Below are 23,703 nucleotides of genomic sequence, written 5' to 3' on the forward strand. Positions count from 1 at the left end.
ACCACAAGGAGATGGATCATGGCTGTAGCGAATAGCGAATTCGAATTTTGCGGGGTCAATCACCTCGCGCTCGTGTGCAAGGATATGGCGAAAACGGTCGAATTCTATCGCGACACGCTCGGCATGCCGCTCACCAAGACGATCGACCTGCCCGGCGGCCGCGGCCAGCATTTCTTCTTCGATATCGGCAATGGCGACAGCCTCGCCTTCTTCTGGTTCCCCGAAGCGCCCGAAGCGGTTCCCGGCATCTCGGCCCCCGCGGCGCTGCCGACGCAGGGCAGCTTTGTTTCAGCGCACGGGTCGATGAACCATATCGCGATCAACGTTCGCGCCGACAAGTTCGACGATTATTACCAGCGCCTGGTCGACAAGGGAATCAACGTCAGCAAGGTGCTGAACCACGACGACAGCCCGATGCAGTCTACCGACGAACTGCACCCCGGCGTATTTGTGCGCTCAGTCTATTTCTTCGACCCCGACGGCGTCTGCCTCGAATTTGCGGCGTGGACGAAAGAATTCGACGAAAGCGATGTGGCGCACGACCCGGTGCAGGCCGACGGCACCAAGCGCGAAGGCCTCATCACCGGCCGGACGCCGGTCCCCGCCGAATAGGCATTCCCAAGATATTACCCATTGGGAACTCCTCCTGGACCCGGCCTTTGGCCGGGTTCTTTTTTGGCGGAGTTCGAAATGTCCGCTGACGATCAGAAGCGGACCTCTCAATCATCGTCACCCCGGACTTGATCCGGGGTCCATGACTTCGGCGCCGCCGTGGATCCCGGATCAAGTCCGGGATGACGAAAGAGGGGGAGCGAATGGCAGCTCTCCACCCCAAAGCCGCCAATCGCTTGCCGGCTTCGGCGACCGTCTCAGCGCTTCACATGCTGGCGGTCGCCCCACAGGATCGCGCGATGCTCATCGGTGAAGCCGGTGAGCCCGCCCTCGATCGTCTCGGCGCGCGCGACGCCGACCTTCATGCCCTCAGCGACAGCGGGGCGTTCGAGCATCGCGGCGCCCCAGCGATCGACATTCGGGAAACGCCCCGCCTTTTCGATCAGCTGACGGCGCAAATAGGGCAGGGTCGCCATGTCGGCGATACTATAGTCGCCGCCCGCGAGCCATTCGGCCTCGCCCAAACGCTTGTCGATCACCATCATCAGCCGGTCGACCTCGCGGCTGTAGCGCTCAATGGCGTATTCGTGCCGGTCCTTGGCATAGTGGGTGAAATGCGCTTCCTGCCCGAACATCGGGCCGACGCCCGACACCTGGAACATCAACCATTGCCAGCAGATCGCGCGCCCTAATGGATCGCTCGGCACGAAGAGCCCGGTCTTCTCGGCAAGATAGAGCAGGATCGCGCCGGTTTCCCAAAGCACGAACCGCTCCCCGTCCGGCCCTTCATCATCGACGATCACCGGGGTCTTGTTGTTCGGGTTGAGCGCGAGGAACGCGGGCGTCAGCTGATCGCCCGCGAGGATGTCGATATAGTCGAGCCGCCATTCGAGACCCATTTCGAGCAGCGCAATCGCAATCTTGCGCGCGTTGGGGGTGGGGCCGCCATAAAGGGTAATCATCGGATCAGGCCTCCCGTCCGAGCCAGCGTTTCAGAACGTCGGCGCTATCCTGCCCGACCGACAGCGGGGCAGGGCGGCGCACGCTGCCCGGCGTCGCCGACATTTTCGGGAACACGCCCTGCATTGTGACCTCGCCGAATTCCTCGTCGGCCACGGTCACCAGCGCGTCGCGCGCGGCGAAATGCGGGTCAGCCAGCATGTCCTCGGCGTCAAAGACGCGGCCCGCGGGGACGCCCGCCTCGACCATCTTCGCTTCGAGTTCGGCGATCGTCAGCGTCGCCGTCCATTCGCCGATCAGCGCGTCGAGCTCCTCCTGCCGCACCCCGCGCGCGCGGTGCGTGGCATAGCGTTCGTCGCTCGCGAGTTCGGGTCGCCCCATCGCCGCGGCAAGACGCGCGAAGACGCCATCCTGGTTGGCGCCGATCAGATATTCGCCATCCTTGCACGGATAGACATTCGACGGCGCAATGCCGGGCAGCGTCGACCCCGTGCGCCGACGCTTCACGCCGCTCGCCGAATAGTCCGATACGGTCGATTCCATCACCTGGAGCACCGCTTCATAGAGCGCGGAATCGACGATCTGGCCTTCGCCGGTCTTGCTGCGGTGATGGAGGGCGGCGAGCGCGCCCATGCAGCCGTATGTCGCGGCGAGCGTGTCGCCGATCGACACCCCCATGCGCGCGGGCGGCAGGTCGGGATAGCCGACGATGCCGCGCCAGCCGCCCATCGCCTCGCCGATGCCGCCAAAGCCCGCACGCGCCGAATAGGGGCCGGTCTGTCCATAACCCGACACGCGCACGACGATCAGCCCGGGGTTTGTCTTGCGCAGTTCGGCCGGATCGAGGTTCCATTTCTCGAGCGTTCCGGGGCGGAAATTCTCGATCAATATATCGGCCTTGGCGATCAGCTCGCGCGCGAGTTGCTGGCCCTCCGCAGAACGCAAATCGGCTGCGACCGAATATTTGTTGCGCGCGATCACGCGCCACCAGCTCGGCTTGTCGCCCTGGCCCCAGTTGCGCATTTGATCCCCGGTCACCGGCGGCTCGAGCTTGACGATCTCGGCCCCCATGTCGCCGAGGAGCTGGCCGCAAAAGGGGCCCGCGATCAGCTGCCCCATCTCGACGACCCTGATGCCCTCCAGCGCGCCTCCGCTGCCCGTCTCGCTCATATCATTCCTTTCGCGGCCGACTCTGCTAGAGACGGCCTGCCTCGCCCATGGCCTTTGTATACTTAGAATGCTATGTAATTTTCAACCTGCTAAATGACTCGCGATAATCGGGACGCAAGATGTTGAAAAATCGGACAGTGGAAATGGTCGAGGTCGGCCCGCGCGATGGTTTGCAGAATGAGACGAGGATCGTCTCGACGGCCGACAAACTCGCGCTGATCCATCGCGCGATCGACTTTGGCGTCCGCCGCATCGAGGTGACGAGCTTCGTCAACCCGAAGAAGGTGCCGCAGCTTGCCGACGCCGAGGATCTTGTCGCGATGCTGCCCGATCGCGGCGATGTGACCTATATCGGCCTTGTCCTAAACCGCCGCGGCGCCGAGCGCGCGCTCGCCACGGGCCGGATCGACGAACTCGGCGCGGTGTGCGTGACCAGCGACAGCTTCGGCATCCGGAACCAAGGACAAAATTCAGACGAATCGCTCGCCGCCGCGATGGAGATTGTGGCGCTGGCGAAAGCGGCGGGGCGCGGTGGGCAGATCACCATCGCCACCGCCTTCGGTTGCCCGTTCGAGGGCGAAATCGCGATCGATCGTGTCGTCGAGATGGCGAAGCGCGCCGCCGATGCTTCCCCCCGCGAAATCGCGTTGGCCGACACGATCGGCGTCGGCGTGCCCGCACGGGTTTCGGAGATGGTCGGTCGCGTGCGCGAGGCGGTCGGCGACCTGCCGGTGCGTGTCCATTTCCACAACACACGCGGCACCGGCATCGCCAATGTCTGGGCGGCGGTGAACGAAGGCGCGGCGACGGTCGATGCGTCGCTCGGCGGGCTCGGCGGTTGCCCGTTTGCGCCCGGCGCAGCGGGTAATGTCGCGACCGAGGACGTGATCTATATGCTCGAAAAGAGCGGCGTAGAAACAGGTATCGCGTTGCCGCAGGTCGTCGAGGCGGCGGGATGGCTTGCTGGCGTCATGGGACGTGCCTTGCCAGCGATGGTCAGCAAAGCGCCGGCCTTCCCCTAAAAGGTCGCGAGCAGCGCCATCATGACGCCGCCGACGACGAGCAGCAGCCCGACGATCTCGTGCCAGCGCACCGGCTCGCGCAGATAGAAATGCGCAAAGCCGATCGTGAAGATGACCTCGACCTGCCCGACGATCCGCACAAGCGCGGCAGGCGCGGCCGCAAAGCCGATATACCAGCACGCCGAACCCAGCGCCGACAGCAGCCCGACCTGACTCGACGTTCGCCATTGCCGGCACACGGCGCGCAGCGTGTCGCGGTCGCGCACGCTGACCCATGCCAGATGCAGCGCGGTCTGGGTCGCCATCACCACGACGAGCGTGATGAGCGCCGAACCGATGAGGTCGACACCATCCAGTTCGGCGGTCGCGAGCTTCACCGCGATCGCCGCGAGCGCGAACATCGATCCCGCGCCGAGCCCGCACAGCGCCGCGGGCTGACCGAGCGCGCGCCATATCTCGCGCCATGAAACCCCGCGTCCGGCAAGCGCGAGCATGAGCACGCCCGCGACCCCCGCGACGATGCCGATCCATGCCAGCAGGGGCAGTCGCTCGCCGAGGAACAGCGCGGTGACGAGCGCGGCCTGCACCGCTTCGGTCTTTGAAAAGGCGGTGCCGACGACGAACCCGCGATGTCCGAACGCCATGATGAGCAGGATCGTCCCCGCCATCTGCGTGATCGCTCCGGCGAACGCGAACGCAGCGAAGCCGGCGCCGAAGACAGGTATCGCCTCGCGCTGGACCGTCAGCCAGATGCCCGCAAAAACGAAAGCGAAGGGGACGCCGTAAAGATAGCGCACCAGTCCCGCGCCGCTGATGCTCAGCTCGGCGCGGAGGCGCTGTTGCAGCGCGGTTCGCCACGCCTGGAACAAGCCGCCCAACAGCGATGCGGGAAGCCAGATCGGGTTCATCCGCTTCTTCCCTCCCGCATTTTGTTGTCGACTCGCGCCATGCTGTCCATGCCGCCCCATGCAATAGTTTTATTACTAAGTATATGGGGCCATCGGCGGCCGTCGCCACGCGCGTTTCCGACCTGCCACTCCAATCAGCTAGACCAATTGCCGGGCGCATTGCAGGAAAGGCGCCGGAGAGCAAATGACGCACAATTATGCAAATGCACGCCGCGCTCGGCGGGCGATCTGATGGCCGACCTCGATCTCCCGCTTCGGGGCGAGCAACGGATGCTGCGCGACAGCGTCCAGCGTTTCCTGGCCGACACGGCCCGGCCCACGTGGTGCGACCTGTCCGAATCGCTCGGTCTTGCCGGCATCGCTTTGCCCGAGAATATTGGCGGTTTCGGCGGCGGTGCGATCGATATCGCGCTGGTCATGGGCGAACTCGGGCCTGCGCTGGCCGGTGCCGACTGGCTCTCGCACGCCGCAGCTACGATGCTGCTTGCACGCGCGGCACCCGCCCATCCCGACCAGCCGGAGCTTGCCGCGGGCCGCAAGCGCATCGCGATCGTCTGTGCGGCATCGACGGCCGCGATGCCGATCGTCGATGACGGGACAGTTCGTGGCAGTGCGGCGCTCGTCGCCGGCGGCGCCGAGGCCGATCTGTTCCTGCTTGCCGACCGCGACCTGTTGTTCCTCTTTCCCGCCGACGGCGCAAAGGTCGAACAGCGGCATCGCATCATGCACGACGGCAGCGTCTCGGCCGACCTCGCCTTCACGCTCAAGCCCGGCGATGCCGCGCTTCTGGCGAGCGGTGACGACGCGCGCGCGCTGGTCGATTATGCGAACGATCTGATCTTCGCGGGACGCTGTGCCGAAGCGGTGGGCTTGATGCAGCGCATGATCGTCGACAGCATCGACTATCTCGGTCAGCGTAAGCAGTTCGGCACCGCGATCGGCCGCTTTCAGTCACTCCGCCACCGCGCCGCCGACATGCAGCTCGCCGCAATGAAGGCGGCCGCGCTGACCGAGGAAGCGATCCTTGCGGTCGATCAGGGACGTGCCGACCGCGCGCAGGCGGTCAGCGCGGCATGCATCGAGGTTGGCGATGCAGTAAGGATCGTTGGAGAAAGCGCGGTGCAGATCCATGGCGCCATGGGCCTCACCGAGGAACTGAGCCTTGGTGGTCATTTCAAGCGAGCGCTGGCAATCGCCGCGGCGTTCGGGCCCCGCGCCGATCACCTCGCGCGTTTTTCCAGCACAGCGTCCTAGCCGAGCATCGTCCGCGCGATCAGATCGCGCTGTATCTCGTTCGACCCGGCGTAGATGGTCGCGGCGCGGTCGTTGAGATAACGCGGCACCGCAACCGCGAGGTCGGCGGGCGTCTGCCCGTCGGTATCGGCCCATGCGGCATAGCCCGCGACTTCGCACGCCAGCGTGTCAATGCGCTGCGCCGCCTCGGTCCCCAGTACCTTCAGTGCCGATGCATAAAGCGCCGCGCTGCCGCCGACGCCGCGCATCGCCTTGAGTTCGAGCGCCTGCAAGGCCTTTAGCGTCACCGCCTCGCGGTCGAGCTGCGCGCGCAGCACCGGATTGACATTGTCGTGGGCGCGCAGCCGTTCGAGACGCCCGATCAGCCCCGGCGCATATTTGCCGCCGCGCTCAAAGGTCAGCAGATGCTTGGCGACCGACCAGCCCTCATTCTCGCCGCCGAGCCGGTTCGCTTGCGGCACGCGGACATCGTCGAAAAAAACCTGGTTGAACTCATGGTCGCCGGCGAGCGTGCGGATCGGTTCGATGCTGATTCCCGGCGCCACCATGTCGAGCAAAAGGAAGCTGATCCCCGCCTGCGGTTTGCCCTCGTTCGATGTGCGGACGAGCGCGAACATGCGATTCGCGAAATGTGCGTGCGTCGTCCAGATCTTCGAGCCGTTAAGGATATAATCCGCGCCATCCGGGGTCGCGCGCAGCTGGAGCGCAGCGAGGTCGGACCCCGCGCCGGGCTCCGAAAAACCCTGACACCAATAATCCTCGCCCGACAGGATGCGCGGCAGATAATGCGCGCGTTGTTCGGGGCTGCCATAATGCATGATTACCGGGGCGACCATCTTTAGCCCCATCGGCGCGAGGTTCGGCGCGCCGGCCCGTGCGCATTCGGCGGCGAAGACATAGCGCTCGATCTCGCTCCAGCCCGGGCCGCCATATTCGGCCGGCCAATCGGGTGCCGCCCAGCCTTTGGCATGGAGAATGCGTTGCCAAGGCAGCGACACGGCGGGATCGACGAAAACGCTCGTCGCGCGCGCTGCCGCACGGCGGATGTCGCCGGGAAGATGCGCCGCGAGAAAGGCGCGAACCTCTTCGCGAAAGGCAGTGAGTGCAGGGTCGTTCAGCATGTCCATGCGCCGGATTTGTACGCCGCCACCGGGCGAAACCAAGCTGGCACCTGCATCAGGCAGCGCGCGCGCCGACGAAGCCGAGCCCCGCGGCGATCTGGATCGACTGCGCGCGGCCCGTCGCGCCGAGCTTCGCCGATGCGTTGCGCAGGTGGAAGCGCACCGTCGACACCGACAGTGACAAGATGATTCCGATCTCGCCGTCGGTCTTGCCCGCGGCCGCCCAGCGCAGGCATTGCACCTCGCGCCGCGTCAGCGTTTGCGGAACCGTAGCGTTGCGCGGCCGCCCGCGCGCCTCATTGTGCGTCGCGACAAGTTTGAGCGCGAGGTTGTGCAGGTCGCCGGCATGGTCGTTGAACAAGGCTTCGACCCCGACGGGCTCGCGCGAGCACCAGAAGACCGCGCCGACCAGCCCGCGCGGCAGATGCACCGGCGCGATGATCGCTTCGCCGAAATTGGACGTGTTCCTCGCCTGCGAACAGTCCACTTCGTCGAGCAGCCCGGTCGGTCGCCACGTACCGAGATGTCCGTCGCTGTAATAAAAGGGCTCCGCGACAAGCCGCGCTGCGGTGAGAAAGGCGATGTGCAGCGCCAGCTTGCGATCGCGCCAATAGGCATAATCGGGGTCGATCCAGCGAAAGCTCGTCTCAGCATAAGGGCGGCCTTCGGCGTCGCTCATCGGTTCGGGGTCGCCAAGATCCGCCTGGGCGGCGACATAGGGGAGGCCGATCGCGTCGCCCGCCGCTTGCACGGCGGCGATCAGCCCCGGCATTTCGGTCCAGCATTCGGCCCTCTCGTCGATCACGCTCTGGTTCCTCCGCTCCCTGACACAGGTGTCAGCTTGTCCACCCGGCCGCAATTCTATGTTCTGGCATGGTCCGGCTTCCCGCGACGCTCGCATAAAGACGAGCCCCGCGGCAAGCCGTTTGAGGGAGGATGGATGATGAAGGCAATGCGTATTTTCCTGGTCGCGGGCTCGGCGATGGGCCTCGCACTGGCGGTGCCGGCGTCCGCCGCAGAGGAAGCACCGGCAGATACGGTCGCGGCGGAAGGCGACATCATCGTCACCGCTCAGCGTCGCGCCGAATCGATGAACGACGTCGGCATGGCGATCCAGGCGGTCGACGACGCAACGCTGGGAAATCTGCGCGTCACGGACATGCGCGACCTGACAACGGTGGCGCCGAGCTTCACCGTTTCGCAAAGCTATCAGGGCGTACCGACCTATACGCTGCGCGGGATCGGCTTCAACACGATCAACCTCTCCTCGACCTCGACCGTCGGTACTTATGTCGACGAGGTCGCTTATGCCTATCCCATCATGAACACCGGGCCGGTGATGGACCTCGAACGCGTCGAAGTGCTCAAGGGGCCGCAGGGCACGCTCTATGGCCGCAACACGACCGCCGGGCTGATCAACTTCATCACCGCCAAGCCGACCGACAGCTTCGAGGGCAGCATCAAGGCCGATCTCGGCAATTACCAGACGTACAATATCGGCGGCCATCTCTCGGGCCCTCTGGGCGAGGGCATCGCGGCGCGCATCGCCTTCCGCAGCGAGAATAGCGACAAGGGCTGGCAGGTGAGCAACACGCGCGGCGAACGGCTCGGCGAGGTCGAGAAATATGGCGTGCGCGCGTCGCTCGCGATCGATCCGGCGTCGGGCACGCATTTCGACCTGTCGGTCACATATTGGCGCAACAAGTCGGACACCGTTGCGGGGCAGGGGATCGGTTTCACCCCCGCAACCGATCTGGCGACGGGCACCAGCAATTCGCGCTTTTTCAACGCGCCGGGGCTGGGGGCTTATCTCGCCAACAATTTCCCGACCAAGGCGAGCCAGGCCGACTGGGCGCCCGAGGCTGGACGGTCTGCCGATATCGGGACGGGGCTCGGTCTCGACGGGCCGCTTGCCGAAGACAACCGCTTCTGGGGATTGAAGCTGCGCTGGGATCAGGATCTGGGGGAGACGATGAAGCTCGTTTCGCTCACCAGCTACAATGACTTCAAGCGCGACGCGCTCTCCGACTGGAGCGGGGCGCCGTTCGAAATCCTCCTCCAGAACACCGTCGGGCGGATCAAGAGCTTCGCGCAGGAACTGCATGTCGAGGGCGAGGCCGGTTCGGTGAACTGGCTCGTCGGCGCCTATTACGCCAACGATCGCATCATCGACTCCAACCGCACTTTGCTTGGTCAGAATGCCAATGTCGGGCTGATCCGGGGCGCGGGGGTGCCGCTGCTCGCGAGCCCGATCTTCAACTCGGGCGGCTACACGCCGCTCGAACTCAGCCAAGCGTTCCGCACCTATGAGGATTTCGGCCGCATCCGCACCAAGACCTGGAGCGTCTTCGGCAATGCCGATGCCGAGCTGACCGACCAGCTGAAGCTGACCGTCGGCGTGCGCTACACCGAGGACGAGCAAGGCTACAATGGCTGTTCGCGCGACTTCAATGGCAATATGCTGCCCAACGTCAATGTCGTGAACCGCGCGCTCTACCTGCAAACATACGGCGTGCTCGCGCCGCCGATTTCAGAGGGGCAGTGCAATAGCTTCGATCCCGCAACCGGCACGTTCGGCGAGGTGCGGTCGGCGCTCAAGGAAGACAATGTCGCGTGGCGCGTCGCGCTCGACTGGTCGCCGAACGACGATACTTTGCTCTATGCGTCGGTCTCGCGCGGTTACAAGTCCGGGACGACGCCGATCAACGCGGCGAACCTTGCGCGCCAGAATGCGCCGGTGAAGCAGGAGAAGCTGACCGCTTACGAAGTGGGTGTGAAGGCGACGCTCGCCGACCGTGCGGTGCAGGCCAATCTGTCGGCCTTTTACTATGATTATCGCGACAAGCAGATCAGCACCTATTTCGCCGACCCGATCTACACCGCGCTCTCGCGCCTCGATAACGTCCCCGACAGCGAGGCCTATGGCGTCGAGGGCGAGCTGACGATCCGCCCCGCGGCCGGGCTGACGATCGCGGCCAACGCGCTCTATCTGAAAACGCGGATCAACGACTATAACGGCACCAATGCCGCGGGGCAGCCCGAGAATTTCGACGGTGCCGAGTTCATCTACAGCCCGAAATTCCAAGGCAGTTTGACGCTCTCCTATGACACACCGGTAACCGAGACCGTCAACCTGACGGGCGCGATCAGCGCGCGTTACCAGAGCAAGTCGAACACGATCTTCGAGGATCTCGATCTATACAAGGTCGACGCCTATGGCACCGTCAACGCCAGCCTGGGCCTGAAAGACGAGAGCGGCTGGTCGGTGTCGCTGTGGGCGAAGAACCTCTTCGACAAATATTATTGGTCGGCGGTCGCGAGCAACGCCAACGTCGTCGTGCGCTTCGCTAACCAGCCGCGAACCTATGGCCTAACGATGGGTTATGAATTTTGAGGAGAAAAGCGGCGTGGCGCGCTTGCCGATGCAGGATGAAAATCTCGGGACGGCGATCGATTTCGCCGGGCCCATCGGCAAGCCCGCGCTGCTTGCCCCGACAACGTCCAGTGGCGCCTGTACAAGAACCCGATCGCACTCGGCATCGGGGGCATCGCCGCGGTGCTGCTCGAATTCGCCGAGCCGCGCACCGGGTCGGGCGTGTGGGATCATTCGACCTACAAGGCCGATCCGATTGGTGTCGCTGCTGCCCGATCATATCTGCCGCAAGCTCGACCTCGGCCCGCGCTATGACCTGACGCGGCTCGATCGCACCGCGCTGCGTATCGCCGGCCGGCTCGCCGATCGCCACATCGATCGCGCGGCGTCGCATTGTCAGGCGAGCGTCCGGCCTGCCGCATGATTTCCTGTTCAAGTCACCCGCCGAACAGCGGCGGCTTTTTGCGGCCGCTTAGGAACAGCGGTTCCACCCCGCGCCGCGTACCGCGCGTCCCGGCGTCGCACCGCTATGCTCGCCATTGCGCAACACGCCGACGCCGTTGACGAACACATCGCGCATGCCGACCGAATATTGGTGCGGCTTTTCGAAAGTCGAGCGGTCGCCGATCGTTGCCGGGTCGAACACGACGACATCGGCATAATAGCCGGGCTTGAGCGCACCGCGATCCTTGATGCCCAGGTTGGTCGCGGGCAGGGTGGTGAGCCGGTACACCGCTTGTTCGAGCGAGATCAGCTTCTCGTCGCGGACATAGCGGCCGAGCAGCCGCGAAAAATTGCCATAGGTGCGCGGATGCGCCCCCGATTTCAGGAAAACACCCTCGGCCGCCTGCGACGCGGCGTCCGAGCCGAAACTCATCCAGGGCAGCTGGACCTGCTTGCGCACATTATCCTCGGACATGAGGAAATAGACGGTGCCGACGCGCGAGCCGTCCTCGACGACAAGGTCCATCGCGGTTTCCTCGGGGCTTTTTCCGCGCATCGCCGCAACCTCGGCGAGCGTCTTGCCGGTCAGCGGTTTCAGCGCGTCATTCTTGAATCCCGACAGGATCATCTTGTCGGCGCCCGCGCCGAAATAAAGATTTTCCCAGTCGCTGCCCGGCTGTTTCATCTCGGCCGCGACGCGCGCGCGGATCGCGGGGTCCTTCAGCCGCTTGATCCATTCTTCCAGCCCGCCCGCCTGCACCCACGTGGGCATCGCGGCGTCGAGCCCGGTCGCGCCCGCAGTATAGGTGTACATGTCGGTCGTGATCTTCAGCCCCTCGGCGCGCGCGTCCTCGATCTTCTTCACGATCGTGTCGAGCTTGCTCCAGTTGCTCCGCCCTGCCATTTTCAGGTGATAGATTTCGGCCGGCGCCCCTGAGCGGCGCGAAATGTCGATCAACTCGTCGACGGCTTCCTCAATCCGGTCGCCTTCGGAGCGCATATGGCTGATATACATGCCGCCACATTTCGCCGCCTCGCTGGTCAGCGCGACCAGCTCATCGGTCTCGGCGTAGGAGCCGGGGGCATAGATGATCGAGCTGCCGACTCCCATCGCGCCATCGTTCATCGCCTGTTTCACCAGCGCCCGCATGCGCGTCAGCTGCTCGGGCGTCGGATCGACATCGCCTTCGCCGAGTTCATGGACCCGCACCGTCGCGGCACCGACGAAACTCGCGATATTGGTCGATACCCCGCGCTTTTCCAGCCAGCCGAAATAATCGCCGAGCGTCGTCCATTCGATCGGATATTTGATGTCGCCCTGCCGTTCGGTCTCGAGGGCCTTCATCGTGGCGTTCATCGGCCCCATCGACCAGCCTTCGCCCATCACCTCCAGCGTGACGCCCTGGCGGATATCGCTTTGGCTCTTCGGATCGACGATCAGCGACTCGGTCGCCCAGCTTAGCATGTTTATGAAGCCCGGCGCGACCGCCATGCCCTTGGCCGCGACCTCGGTCTTTGCGGTGCCGTCGACCTTGCCCACTGCGACGATGCGGTCATCCTTGATCGCGACATCGCCGACGACCGGCGCCTTTCCCGATCCGTCATAGATCGTCCCGCCGCGAATGATCAGGTCATAGGCGGGCGCCTGCGCGGCCGCTGATGCGGACAAGAGCATCGAACTGCACAGCAGCACGCAGAAGGGTATGAAGCGCCGTTGCGATGCCATTTGTTTCTCCAAAGTTGGGGTTTAGCCGTGCAAGCTCATCAAACTGTCCATCAGCCCGTCGTCGGCGCTCGAACAGACGCCGAGCACCAGCGCCTCCTCATATCCCTCGGCGACGACATAGGCGTGGCCCATCGACGAATCGAGATAGATGCCTTGACCGGTCTTGAGCGCGACAGGATCGTAGAATTCGGTGTGAATCTCGACTTCGCCTTCGAGGACAAAGATGAATTCCTCGCCCTGATGCCGGACCAGATCGCCAAACTCGCGCGCGCTATGCGCGCGAATTCGCGTGATGATCGGGATCATCCGCTTTTGCCGGAGGTCCGTGCAGAGATAGTGATAATCATAATTGTCGGTGGTGACGCGTACCGCCTGGTCGATCGTGCCGATGCTGCGGCGGCCGGTCACGCGCGGGGTCGCGCCCTCGTCATCTTCGGCGAACAGGTCCGACATGCGGATGCTCAATCGCTGGCTGAGCTGCTGGAGCTTGTCATAGCTCAGCGTCAGCCGGTCATGCTCGACCTTCGACAGCGTCGACACCGGGATACCCGATTTCGCGCTCATTTCCTTGAGCGTCCAGCCGTTTCGCGAGCGAATGCTCTTCATAACCGTGCCGAGTGTCGGCGGCGTAGAATGATCCGCCATCAGTTTTTCCATTCCATATTTGACAATTTTCCAATCAGGATCATTATGTCCCTATCGGGCCAACAGATGTTGGTCCCTTGGTAAGGGGTCGCGCGGCTTGCTGCAAGGTGTGACAGGCTGCGATAAGGAAAAGGGGAAAGCGATGCGTTTCATCCGCAAGGCGATGATCGGGCTGGCGGCGTTTGCCGCGCTGCCACTGGCGGCGCAGGGGCCAGTGCCGGCGCCGACGGTAAAGAAAGCCGAAGCGGCTGCCGTGCCGGTGGCAAAATCCGCTGCGGCGGCGGTCGCGCTCGACGCGAAGGATCTCGAAGCCTGGCTTGACGGTTATCTGCCCTATGCGCTCGAACGCGCGCGCATTCCGGGTGCCGTGGTCGTCGTCGTTCGCGGCAATCAGGTCGTTCTGGAAAAGGGCTATGGCTTCTCCGACGTGGCCAAGCGCGCGCCGGTGCTGCCCGAGACCACGCTTTTTCGGCCGGGATCGGTGTCGAAGCTGTTCACCTGGACCGCGGTGATGCAGCAGGTCGAGGCGGGCAAGATCGACCTCGACAAGGACGTGAACACCTATCTCGATTTCAAAATTCCGCCCTATCAGGGCAAGCCGATCACGATGCGCAACATCATGACGCACACCGCGGGCTTCCAGGAATCGGTGCGCTATCTGATCAGCAGCGATCCCAAGGCGGTGATGACGCTGAAAAAGCAAATGCCGCTCGCGCTGCCCGACCGCGTTTTCGCGCCGGGCACGACGCCGGCCTATTCGAACTACGCGACCGCGCTCGCCGGCTATATTGTCGAGCGCGTCAGCGGCGAGCCGTTCGACGACTATATCGAAAATCACATCTTCAAGCCGCTGAACATGACGCATTCATCGTTCCGCCAGCCGCTTCCCGCGGGTCTCGCGCCGTATATGTCAAAGGGCTATCCCGACATCACGCAAAAGGCGAAGCCGTTCGAGCTGGTCATTCCAGCCCCGGCAGGCAGCCTGTCGGCGAGCGGCGCCGATATGGGCAAGTTCATGATTGCGCACCTGAATGACGGCGCGGGCCTCTTGAAGCCTGAGACCACCAAGCAGATGCACGACTTCAAGGCGCCCGGCGTCGGCCCGCTCAACAGCATGGCGCTCGGTTTCTACGAACAATGGGTCAACGGTCACCGCGCGATCGCGCATGGCGGCGACACCGTCTGGTTCCACTCCTATCTTTGGCTGTTCCCCGATGCCGACATCGGCGTCTACATCTCGATGAACAGCGCCGGGACACAGGGCGATGCGGGCGCGATCCGCAGCGCATTGTTCCACAAATTCGCCGACCGCTATCTGCCCGGCACGGAAAAGCCCGGACAGGTCGATGCGAAGACCGCCGCCCAGCATGCGCAAATGATGGTCGGAAACTACATCAGCAGCCGCGGGTCGTTCACCAATTTCATGAGCCTGTTCGGCCTGCTCGGGCAGACGACGATCTCGCTGACCGAGGATGGCAAGATCACGCTGCCCGGGCTTGACGGCCTTGGGGCCGGCGCGCGCGACTGGGTCGAGGTCGAGCCCTTCGTGTGGCGCGACACCGGCACCAACGAGCGCGTCGCCGCCGAGGTCAAGGACGGTCGCGTCGTGCGCTGGAGCGTCGATGGCGGTTCGCCCTTCATGGTGTTCGAACCGGCGCCGTTCGCGGTGAATGCCGCGTGGCTCAACCCGGCGCTGATCTTCGCCTTTGGCATCATCCTGCTCGCGGCGCTGGCCTGGCCGGTGCGTGCGCTGGTGCGTCGCAGCTTCAAGGCCGATTTCGCGCTCGAGGGTAAGGCGCGCCGCGCCTATCGCCTGTCGCGTGTCTTCGCGTGGCTCGCGATTGGCGCGCTCGCCGGTTGGTTCGGGCTGATCGCAGCCTTCTCGGCCGACATCGGCGCGATCGGCGGCCCGCTCGACTGGTTGATCCACCTGCTGCGCATCGCGACGCCGCTTGCCGCCTTCGGCCTGCTCATCACCGCGGGCTGGCATTTGTGGCTCAGCATCAAGGACAAGCGCCGGTGGACGATGAAGCTCGGCGCCGTGCTGCTGATCCTCGCGGCTCTGGTGCTGGTCTGGGTCACGCTGGTCTTCCATCTCTATGGCTTCGGGATGGTCTATTGATGGCGACGCAGAGCATGCGGGAATTGACGCTCGACCTTCGGGTCGAGCGTTTTCCTTATCATCAGCCTTTCCGCATTTCGGGCCATGTCTTCACCGAGACCGCGCTGCTCGTCGCCGAACTTTCGGACGGCACGCATGTCGGGCGCGGCGAGGGCGCCGGGGTCTATTATCTTGGCGACGACATCGACCATATGCTGGCCGAGGCGACGCGCGTGCGCGGCGCGATCGAAGACGGCGCGACGCGCGCGGATCTGCAAGAACTTCTTCCTCCCGGCGGCGCGCGCAACGCGCTGGACTGCGCCTTCTGGGATCTGGAGGCGAAGCAGACGGGGCTTCCCGTGTGGGAACTCGTGGGATTGAAGCCGCCCAAGGCGCTGCGCTCGACGCTGACGCTGGGTGCCGACCGCGCGGAGACGATGGCGAAAGCCGCACTGGCGATCGATCCCGAAGCACCGATCAAGGTCAAGCTGACGGGCGACCTTAGGGACGACATTGCACGTGTCGTCGCAATCCGCACCGCGCGTCCGCACGCGTGGATCGGCGTCGACGCCAACCAGGGCTATGACGTCGCGACGCTTGCCGAGCTGTTGCCCGTGCTGGTGTCGAGCCGCGTCGCGCAACTGGAACAGCCGCTGAAGCGCGGGCGCGAGGCCGATCTTGACGGGTTGAAACGGCCCTTGCCGTTCGTCGCCGACGAAAGCGCGCTGTCGCTCGCCGACACGGCCTCGCTCGTCGGCCGGTTCGACGTCGTGAACATCAAGCTGGATAAATGCGGCGGGCTGACCGAGGGACTGGCGATCGCGCGGCAGGCGAAGAAGCTCGGTCTCGACGTCATGGTCGGAAACATGATGGGGACCAGCCTGTCGATGGCGCCGTCGTTCATCGTCGGGCAGCTGTGCGACATCGTCGACCTCGACGGGCCGACATTTCTCGCGCGCGATCGCGATCCGGGCGTCAGCTATCGCGATGGCATGATCCATTGTCCGGCGGAAATTTGGGGCAATTGACTAATTGTCCCAATTGGGTTGACATTTCTCCAATTAGGACAATAGTCGCAAAAGTGAAATCTTCTGGGTGGGGATCAAATGATCGGTGAGCGCGGTTTGGCGCCCACCGTTCGGCGCTTCTGGGGCAACGAGTCGCCTGGAATATTATAACGATAACATAATGATAACTTATGGGGCCGCAGTGCGGCCAAACTCTGGGGACGAGATGATGAAACAGGGACTCTTTATCGCAGCAAGCATGGCCGCAGTCGCCGCCGCGATGCCGGCACAGGCGCAAGAAGCCGCCGCCGTCGAAGCATCGGGCGAAATCGTCGTGACCGCGCAGAAGCGCGTCCAGAATGTGCAGGACGTGCCAATCTCGATCGCGGTCGTCAGCGGCGAAGTCCTGCAGGAGCAGGGCTCGGCCTCGCTCGTCGACTACGCGGGCTATGTGCCCGGCATGAACGTCAGCAACAGCGGCACGCCGGGTCAGACGACGATTACCCTGCGCGGCGTCGCACCGCTCAATGCCAGCCAGACCGTCGGCATCTATCTCGACGACGCGCCGGTCGGATCGAGCGCGATCTACAACCGCGCGGGGGCGTTCACGATCGACCTCATGCCATATGACCTCGAACGGATCGAGGTGCTCAAGGGCCCGCAAGGCACGCTCTATGGCGCAAGCTCGATCGGCGGGCTCGTCAAATATGTGACCGTCCAGCCGGACACGACGCAGTTCAAGGTCCGCGCCGGGGTCGAGGGTTTCGCGATCAAGGGCAGCGACGGGCTCGGCTGGGGCGCGCAGGCGATGGTCAATGTGCCGATCATTCAGGACAAGCTTGCGGTCAGCGGCAGCTTCGCGTGGCGCAGCACCCCGGGCTGGGTCGACAGCGTCAACAATGCCGCGCTCAAGGACCAGAACGACTATGAACAGCGCGGCGGCCGCGCGGCCCTGCTGTGGACGCCGACGCCCGAATTCAACGTCAAGCTGGTCGGCATCTGGCAGTCGCTCGACTCCGAAGGCAATGGTCTCTACGCCGCCGACCTGACCGGCACGCGCCTCGGCGACGGGCGGTCGTACAATAATTACGTCCCCGAATCCTATGACATCGATCTCGATTATTATTCGGCGACGATCGACTATGATTTCGGCGCCGCGACGCTGACTTCGGCAACGACGTACAGCAAGACTCAGAGCAGGCAACTGCAGGATGCGAGCTATGCCTTCGGTGTCCTCTTCCCCTTGCTCACCGGCGACACGGTTCCTGCGGGGATTACGCCCTTCTCGCTCGATCTCGGGCTCAAGAAATGGACGCAGGAAGTCCGGCTCGCTTCGCCAAGTGGCGATCGCTTCGAATGGCTGATCGGCGGCTTCTTCACCGACGAGACCACCAGCAACGCGCAGCTCGTCCGGTCGTATGACATGGCGGGCAATATCATCCCCGCACTCGATCCGCTCGCGATCGTCGGCCTGCCCGCGACCTACAAGGAGTATGCGGTCTTCGGTAACGCCACCTTCAAGCTCAGCGAGCAGTTCGAAATCACCGGCGGCCTCCGCTGGGCGCGCAACAAGCAGACCTTCCGCCAGATCAGTTCGGGCGCGATCGTGCCGCAGGCCGACGATCCGGGCAAATCGGCCGAAAGCGTCTTCACTTACTCGATCAGTCCGCAATTCCACATCAATGAGGACGCGATGCTCTATGCGCGTCTTGCCACCGGCTACCGTCCGGGCGGCCCGAACGTCATCGTGCCCAATGTGCCACCGACGGTCGATGCCGACCGGATGAAAAACTATGAAATCGGGCTGAAGGCCGACTTCGTCGATCGCCTCGTTTCGGTCGATGTCGCGATCTTCATGATGGACTGGACCGATATTCAGGTCGTGCGCTCCTTCGGCGGCGTGTCGGGCGGGGCGAACGGCGGCAAGGCGCGAAGCAAGGGCATCGAGGGCAGTTTCGCGCTGCGTCCGGCACCTGGTCTGACCCTTAGCGCGACGGGCAGCTACACCGACGCCTCTCTGTCCGAAGATGTGCCCGACATCAGCGGCGTCGACGGCGATCGTCTGCCGGCCGTGCCGAAATTCAGTGGCGCGTTGCGCGCCGATTATGAATTCGAACTCGGCGGCGGCGACAAAGGCAGCTTCGGTGTGGGCATCCGCCACGCGAGCAGCCGCCTGTCGCTGGTCGAAAGCGATCCGCTCGTCGCGCGCGCCAAACCCTATACGTCGGTCGATCTCAATGCGTCGGTGACTTTGGGCGATCACTGGACAGCGCGCGCTTATGCCCGCAATCTGTTCGACAATAAGGGGGAGATGGCGCGGACGACGATGGCTGACGGTCTCAACCAGCCGAGCTTCCTCGCGATTTCGCCGCTGCAGCCGCGGACGATCGGCGTCGCGCTCGACATGGCTTTTTGAGCGGATTGGAGTTGGACCAGATGAACGCGCCCGTCGGCAGGCTGGAGGACAGCCTGACCCTGCCGCAGCCCTATTTGCTGTTCCTCGGCGACACGACCAACGCGGCCTATGCCAAGACCGCCTTTGGTCTCGCCGACTGGGCAGGGGACCGCTGCACGGGTGAATGGGCGATCGACGGTTGCACCGTTTCGACCGGACTGCCGCGCCTGTCGCCCGCCGACGCGCGGGCGGCGGGGGCACGGTCGCTGGTGATCGGCGTCGCCAATCAGGGCGGGGTCATCGGCGCGGCGTGGGTCGCGGTGCTCGTCGAGGCGATGGAGGCGGGGCTCGACATCGTCAGCGGGCTCCACACCAAGCTTACGAGCGTAGCCGCGCTCGTCGAGGCGGCGCGGCGGACAGGGCAGCGGCTGATCGACATCCGCACCCCGCCGCCGTCGATCGCGGTGGGCACCGGGCGCAAACGGACGGGCAAGCGCCTGCTGACCGTCGGTACCGACTGTGCGCTCGGCAAGAAATACACCGCGCTCGCGTTGCATCGGGCCTTTGTGGGGCGCGGCCTCGACGCCGATTTCCGGGCGACGGGTCAGACGGGCATCATGATTGCGGGCGGCGGCATGCCGATGGACGCGGTCGTATCGGATTTCGAGGCCGGGGCCGCCGAAATGCTCAGCCCCGACGCGCCCACCGGTCACTGGGATGTGATCGAGGGACAGGGGTCGATCTTCAACCCCGCCTATGCCCCGGTGTCGCTCGGCCTGCTCCACGGCAGCCAGCCCGACGTGTTCGTCGTCTGTCACGACCCGACGCGCAGCGTGGTCCTCGGCATGGAAAGCTTTGCCTTGCCCTCGGTCGAGGAGGTGATCGACATGACGATCCGCCTCGGCAGCCGCACCAATCCCGCGATCCGCTGTGGCGGCATCAGCTTCAACACGTCGAGCTATGACGCCGACGCGGCCGAGGCGGTGATGGCGGCCGAACGTGAACGCCTCGGGCTTCCCGTCGCCGATCCGATTCGTGGCGGCGCGGCGTTCGATGCACTTGTGGAAAGCATTCTCGCGTGAGTGTGGGCGAGACGGGCAGCGGGTCGAGCTGGTTCCAGCGCTACCTGCTGCCCGGTTTTGCGCTGAAAGCCGTCATCATCGGCGGCGGCTATGCAACAGGGCGCGAACTTGCTGAATATTTCGTGCCTTCGGGGCCGTGGGGCGGGCTGTCCGCGATGCTGCTCGCAACGCTGATCTGGAGCGGGGTGGCTGCGCTGACCTTTGCGCTCGCGCTCAAGATGGGCGCCTATGACTATCGCAGCTTTTTTCAACGCCTGCTCGGTCCGGCGTGGGTGGCTTTCGAAATCGCCTATCTGATTTTCGTGGTGCTGATCCTGGCGGTATTCGGTGCGGCAGCGGGCGCAATCGGCGCCGCGACCTTCGGCTGGCCCGAACTCGCCGGATCGGTCCTGCTGGCCGTCAGCATCGTAGCCTTCACCGCATTCGGGACCGAAATCGTCGAGAAGCTGTTCAAATATGCGACGATGCTGATCTATTCGGTCTATGCGCTTTTCCTGATTTTCGCGCTGACCAGCTTCGGCGATCTGATCGTTCAAGGCTTTGCCAGCGCGCCCCGGCCTTCGGGCAACTGGGTCGCCGGCGGGCTGACCTATGCCAGCTATAACATCGTCGGCGCGGTGATCATCCTGCCGGTGTTGCGGCATCTTACCAGCCAGCGCGATGCCGTCATTGCCGGCCTGATTGCCGGGCCGCTCACGATGCTGCCGGCGATCCTCTTCTTCGTATCGATGATGGCCTTTTACCCATCGATCGGTGCCGAGACCTTGCCCTCCGACTTCCTTCTGCGTCAGATGGCGGTGCCGGGATTTCATGTGCTGTTTCAGCTGATGATCTTTGCCGCGCTGCTCGAAAGCGGCGTCGGTGCCATCCACGCGATCAACGAAAGGATCTCGGGAGTCGTCGAAGCGCGCGGTCGTCCCCCGATTGGCACTGCGGTGCGGGCGGGAATCGGAAGCGTCATACTGGTCGGTTGCATGTTCGTTGCGGCGCGTATCGGCCTCGTCGACCTGATCGCCAGCGGATACCGCTTCCTCGCCTGGCTATTCCTCGCCGTATTCGTCTTGCCGCTCATCACCATCGGGACCTGGCGCCTGCTGCGTCCGTCCACTGCTCCCCATATGGAGGCTTTGCCATGAAACGCCTGCTTGCCTTGTCGCTTATGCTTTCGGTCGCCGTGCCCGCATGGGCCGAACCGCCCGCCGACATCGCCGAAAGCGTCGAGGCGCTGCGCCAGAAAGTCGGCGCGGCGGGCGTGTCGATCGCGATCGTCGAGGACGGCAAGACGACGCTGTCGCGCGGCTGGGGCGTGCGCAAGATCGGCGAACGCGCGCCCGTCGACGAACAGACGATTTTCCAGACCGGCTCGACGGGCAAGGCGATGACCGCCGCGGCGCTCGCGATCCTCGTCGACGAGGGCAAGATTGCGTGGGACGATCCGGTCATCAAATATATGCCCTGGTTCCGCATGTATGATGCATGGGTGACGCGCGAAATCACGATCCGCGACCTGCTCGTCCACCGCAGCGGGCTCGGGCTGGGGCAGGGCGACCTGATGTTCGTGCCGCGCACGCACCTGACGCGCAAGCAGACCGCCGAACGCGTCGCCTTCCTGAAACCCAAGACGAGTTTTCGTTCGGCCTATGCCTATGACAATATTCTCTATGCCGTTGCGGGACAGCTGATCGAGGAAGTCACGGGGCAGACGTGGGAAGACTTCATCCGCGCGCGCGTCCTGCGCGCTGGGGGCATGAAGAATGCGACGAGCGACAGCGAGGACCGCTTCCGCATTCCGAACCGGTCGTGGCCGCACGCGCGTCTTTCGGGCGCGCTGCGTGGCCTCGGCCCGCAGGCGGCGCTCGACGAACGCGACGAACTCGGCCGCAATGGCGCCCCCGCCGGCGGGCTCGCGCTCAGCGCCGACGACATGGCGGCGTGGCTCAAGATCCAGCTCGCGCACGGCGCGCTGCCGAATGGCAAACGCCTGTTCAGCGAAAAACAGGCGGAGGAGATGTGGAAGCCCGTCACCCCGATGCCGATCTCGCCGCTCCCCGACCAGCTCAAGCCCGCACAGCCGACGCAGCAGGCCTATGCGCTCGGATGGAATGTGCAGGACTATCGCGGCCACCGCATCATCCAGCATGGTGGCGGCGTCTTCGGCTCGATCACGCGCGTCGTGATGATCCCCGACAAAAATGTCGGCTTCGCGATCATGATGAACAGCGAGGACAGCGGCATGCTGCTCGGCCTCACCTATGATCTGCTCGACCATTATCTCGATCAGCCGGACTATGGCTGGACCCAGAAATGGGAGGATTGGTATCAGTCGCGGCTCGCGGGCGGAGTCGAATATCTGAAACAGGCAAAGGCGTCGCCGGCGAAGAGCGGTCCCTCGCTCGATCTGGCGCGCTATGCGGGCCGCTACCGCGATCCCTGGTATGGCGATATCGTGATCGGGCAGGCAGCGACCGGCCTGACGATCGATTTCACCTCGACGCCGCGGATGGCGGGGCGGCTCAAACATTGGCAGTATGACAGCTTCGTCACCGATTTCGACGATCCGGCGATCGAGCCCGCCTATGTCACCTTCGCGCTCGACGCCGAGGGCAAGATCACCGGCGTAACGATGAAGGCGGTGAGCAAGATTGCCGATTTCAGCTGGGATTATCACGATCTCGACCTGAAGCCCGTGGGGGACAAGAAGTGAAGCGTCTCGCTATCCTGCTGACCGCAACCGCGCTCACGGCCTGTTCGCCGGGCGGCGACAAGCCGAAGACGGCACCCGAAGCGCCGCTGCACAGCCGGATGCTCGTACTCGACACGCACCTCGACACGCCGCTCCATTTCGAACGCGCGGGCTGGAGCTTCGCCGATCGCCACGCGCTCGCCGACGACATGGCACAGCTCGATATTCCGCGGATGAAGGACGGCAACCTCGATGGCGGCTTCTTTGCCATCTATACCGATCAGGGGCCCCTGACCGCCAAGGGCTATGCCGATGCGCTCGCCTTTGCGCGCAAACGGTCGGACCTGATCGACAAGACCATCGCGGCGAATTCGGGCACGATCGCGCCCGCGCTGACCGCGGCGGACGCGGTGCGGCTCAACAAGGAAGGCAAGCTCATTGCCTTCAAGTCGATGGAGAACAGCTATCCGCTCGGCGAAGACCTGTCGTTGCTCAAGGAGTTTTACGACAAGGGCCTCCGCCTCGCCGGGCCGGTGCATTCGAAGGACAATCAATTCGCCGACAGCGCGACGGGAGAGCGGCGCTGGAAGGGACTGAGCCCGCTCGGCAAGCAATGGGTGGCCGAGATGAACCGCCTTGGCATCGTCATTGACGCGAGCCATTCGTCCGATGCGGCGTTCGACCAGATTCTCGCGCTGTCGAAATATCCGATCCTTCTTTCGCATTCCAGCCTGCGCTCGGCCTATAACCACCCGCGCAATCTCGACGAGGGACGGCTGAGGGCGCTTGCGGCAAAGGGCGGCGCGATGTGCATCTCGACGATCTTCATGTCGGAAATGAACATGTCGCCCGCGCGGGCCGAGCTGTTCGGCAAATATGAGCGCATCGGCCAGATCGCGCCTGCTGAGCAGGCCGACCTGAACCGCCAGTGGCGCGAGCTCGACAAGACCGAGAAACTATGGGCCGCCGATTTCGAAGGCTATATGAAGATGGTGCTGCGCGCGATCGAGGTCGGCGGCGTCGACCATATCTGCTTCGGCGCGGACTGGGACGGTGGCGGCGGCCTTCCGGGCTTTGAGGATATTTCGGCGCTGCCCAAAGTCACCGAGCGGCTGAAGGCTGCGGGCTATTCGGACGCCGATATCGAAAAGATGTGGAGCGGCAATATCCTGCGCGTGCTCGCCGCACAGAGGAAATAGC

20 protein-coding genes are annotated in these 23,703 nt (G+C 64.2%); 13 read left to right on the top strand and 7 right to left on the bottom strand.

From position 1 onward, the window contains the following. Window positions 1–18: 18 nt before the first annotated feature. Window positions 19–612 carry a VOC family protein gene (locus SKP52_RS06035; RefSeq protein WP_052207903.1) on the top strand — a complete coding sequence of 198 codons (594 nt, stop codon included), beginning with the start codon at window positions 19–21 and terminating at the stop codon, window positions 610–612. 257 nt (window positions 613–869) lie between these two features. Here the strand turns inward: SKP52_RS06035 and SKP52_RS06040 are convergent, their stop codons facing one another. Both SKP52_RS06040 and SKP52_RS06045 read right to left on the bottom strand, forming a co-directional pair. After that, window positions 870–1,574, bottom strand: a complete 705-nt coding sequence (locus tag SKP52_RS06040; RefSeq protein WP_039572823.1) for a glutathione S-transferase family protein — start codon at window positions 1,572–1,574, stop codon at window positions 870–872. 4 nt (window positions 1,575–1,578) lie between these two features. Further along, a complete protein-coding gene (locus SKP52_RS06045) occupies window positions 1,579–2,742 on the bottom strand; it encodes a CaiB/BaiF CoA transferase family protein (RefSeq protein WP_052207905.1) in 1,164 nt (387 codons plus the stop codon). A 119-nt stretch (window positions 2,743–2,861) separates the two neighbouring features. Here SKP52_RS06045 and SKP52_RS06050 point away from each other — a divergent pair, with 119 nt between their 5' ends. Next, window positions 2,862–3,764, top strand: coding sequence for a hydroxymethylglutaryl-CoA lyase (locus tag SKP52_RS06050; protein ID WP_039572825.1), 903 nt, complete (start codon window positions 2,862–2,864; stop codon window positions 3,762–3,764). Here SKP52_RS06050 and SKP52_RS06055 read toward each other — a convergent pair. Further along, on the bottom strand, window positions 3,761–4,672 hold the full coding sequence (locus tag SKP52_RS06055) for an EamA family transporter (protein WP_039572827.1): 912 nt from the start codon (window positions 4,670–4,672) through the stop codon (window positions 3,761–3,763). The genes SKP52_RS06050 and SKP52_RS06055 overlap by 4 nt on opposite strands. Before the next feature lie 231 nt (window positions 4,673–4,903). Here SKP52_RS06055 and SKP52_RS06060 point away from each other — a divergent pair, with 231 nt between their 5' ends. Continuing rightward, window positions 4,904–5,926 (top strand): acyl-CoA dehydrogenase family protein, encoded by a 1,023-nt coding sequence (locus SKP52_RS06060; protein WP_039572829.1) that lies wholly within the window; start codon window positions 4,904–4,906, stop codon window positions 5,924–5,926. Here SKP52_RS06060 and SKP52_RS06065 read toward each other — a convergent pair. Together SKP52_RS06065 and SKP52_RS06070 are read right to left on the bottom strand one after the other, a co-directional pair. Then, entirely contained in the window at window positions 5,923–7,053 is a 1,131-nt protein-coding gene (locus SKP52_RS06065; protein ID WP_039572832.1) for an acyl-CoA dehydrogenase family protein, read from the bottom strand. The two genes, SKP52_RS06060 and SKP52_RS06065, sit on opposite strands and share 4 nt — an antisense overlap. Window positions 7,054–7,102: 49 nt before the next feature. Further along, entirely contained in the window at window positions 7,103–7,852 is a 750-nt protein-coding gene (locus SKP52_RS06070) for a helix-turn-helix transcriptional regulator (protein WP_039572835.1), read from the bottom strand. Window positions 7,853–7,987: 135 nt separating this feature from the next. On the opposite strand from SKP52_RS06070, the gene SKP52_RS06075 reads away from it, so the two are divergent. The 3 genes from SKP52_RS06075 (at window position 7,988) to SKP52_RS26915 (ending at window position 10,844) form a co-directional block, all read left to right on the top strand. Then, window positions 7,988–10,441, top strand: a complete 2,454-nt coding sequence (locus SKP52_RS06075) for a TonB-dependent receptor (RefSeq protein WP_039572838.1) — start codon at window positions 7,988–7,990, stop codon at window positions 10,439–10,441. Between the two features lie 162 nt (window positions 10,442–10,603). Then, a complete protein-coding gene (locus SKP52_RS26910; protein WP_267128040.1) occupies window positions 10,604–10,735 on the top strand; it encodes a hypothetical protein in 132 nt (43 codons plus the stop codon). Next, window positions 10,680–10,844 carry a hypothetical protein gene (locus SKP52_RS26915; RefSeq protein ID WP_228383844.1) on the top strand — a complete coding sequence of 55 codons (165 nt, stop codon included), beginning with the start codon at window positions 10,680–10,682 and terminating at the stop codon, window positions 10,842–10,844. The genes SKP52_RS26910 and SKP52_RS26915 overlap by 56 nt, the downstream gene beginning before the upstream one ends. Before the next feature lie 48 nt (window positions 10,845–10,892). On the opposite strand, the gene SKP52_RS06080 is transcribed toward SKP52_RS26915, so the two are convergent. Together SKP52_RS06080 and SKP52_RS06085 are read right to left on the bottom strand one after the other, a co-directional pair. Further along, entirely contained in the window at window positions 10,893–12,590 is a 1,698-nt protein-coding gene (locus tag SKP52_RS06080) for an N-acyl-D-amino-acid deacylase family protein (protein WP_052207907.1), read from the bottom strand. A gap of 21 nt (window positions 12,591–12,611) precedes the next feature. Continuing rightward, window positions 12,612–13,235 (bottom strand): helix-turn-helix domain-containing protein, encoded by a 624-nt coding sequence (locus SKP52_RS06085; RefSeq protein WP_039580069.1) that lies wholly within the window; start codon window positions 13,233–13,235, stop codon window positions 12,612–12,614. Between the two features lie 142 nt (window positions 13,236–13,377). Between SKP52_RS06085 and SKP52_RS06090 the strand changes: the two genes are divergently transcribed. The 7 genes from SKP52_RS06090 to SKP52_RS06120 all read left to right on the top strand — a co-directional run bounded on the left by SKP52_RS06090 (window position 13,378) and on the right by SKP52_RS06120 (window position 23,702). Continuing rightward, the gene (locus SKP52_RS06090; protein WP_039580074.1) at window positions 13,378–15,357 is read left to right on the top strand and encodes a serine hydrolase domain-containing protein; all 1,980 of its coding nucleotides are present in this window, start codon (window positions 13,378–13,380) and stop codon (window positions 15,355–15,357) included. Continuing rightward, entirely contained in the window at window positions 15,357–16,364 is a 1,008-nt protein-coding gene (locus SKP52_RS06095) for a dipeptide epimerase (protein ID WP_081997228.1), read from the top strand. Before SKP52_RS06090 ends, SKP52_RS06095 begins: the two co-directional genes overlap by 1 nt. 205 nt (window positions 16,365–16,569) lie before the next feature. After that, window positions 16,570–18,759 (top strand): TonB-dependent receptor, encoded by a 2,190-nt coding sequence (locus SKP52_RS06100; protein ID WP_160292369.1) that lies wholly within the window; start codon window positions 16,570–16,572, stop codon window positions 18,757–18,759. A 20-nt stretch (window positions 18,760–18,779) separates the two neighbouring features. Further along, the gene (locus SKP52_RS06105) at window positions 18,780–19,820 is read left to right on the top strand and encodes a DUF1611 domain-containing protein (RefSeq protein WP_039572843.1); all 1,041 of its coding nucleotides are present in this window, start codon (window positions 18,780–18,782) and stop codon (window positions 19,818–19,820) included. Next, window positions 19,817–20,956, top strand: a complete 1,140-nt coding sequence (locus SKP52_RS06110; protein ID WP_039572846.1) for a YkvI family membrane protein — start codon at window positions 19,817–19,819, stop codon at window positions 20,954–20,956. Before SKP52_RS06105 ends, SKP52_RS06110 begins: the two co-directional genes overlap by 4 nt. Beyond that, a complete protein-coding gene (locus tag SKP52_RS06115) occupies window positions 20,953–22,524 on the top strand; it encodes a serine hydrolase (RefSeq protein WP_039572849.1) in 1,572 nt (523 codons plus the stop codon). The genes SKP52_RS06110 and SKP52_RS06115 overlap by 4 nt, the downstream gene beginning before the upstream one ends. Further along, on the top strand, window positions 22,521–23,702 hold the full coding sequence (locus SKP52_RS06120; RefSeq protein WP_039572852.1) for a dipeptidase: 1,182 nt from the start codon (window positions 22,521–22,523) through the stop codon (window positions 23,700–23,702). The genes SKP52_RS06115 and SKP52_RS06120 overlap by 4 nt, the downstream gene beginning before the upstream one ends. Window position 23,703 lies beyond the last annotated feature (1 nt).

The organism is Sphingopyxis fribergensis (assembly GCF_000803645.1).
Classification (GTDB): Bacteria; Pseudomonadota; Alphaproteobacteria; order Sphingomonadales; family Sphingomonadaceae; genus Sphingopyxis; species Sphingopyxis fribergensis.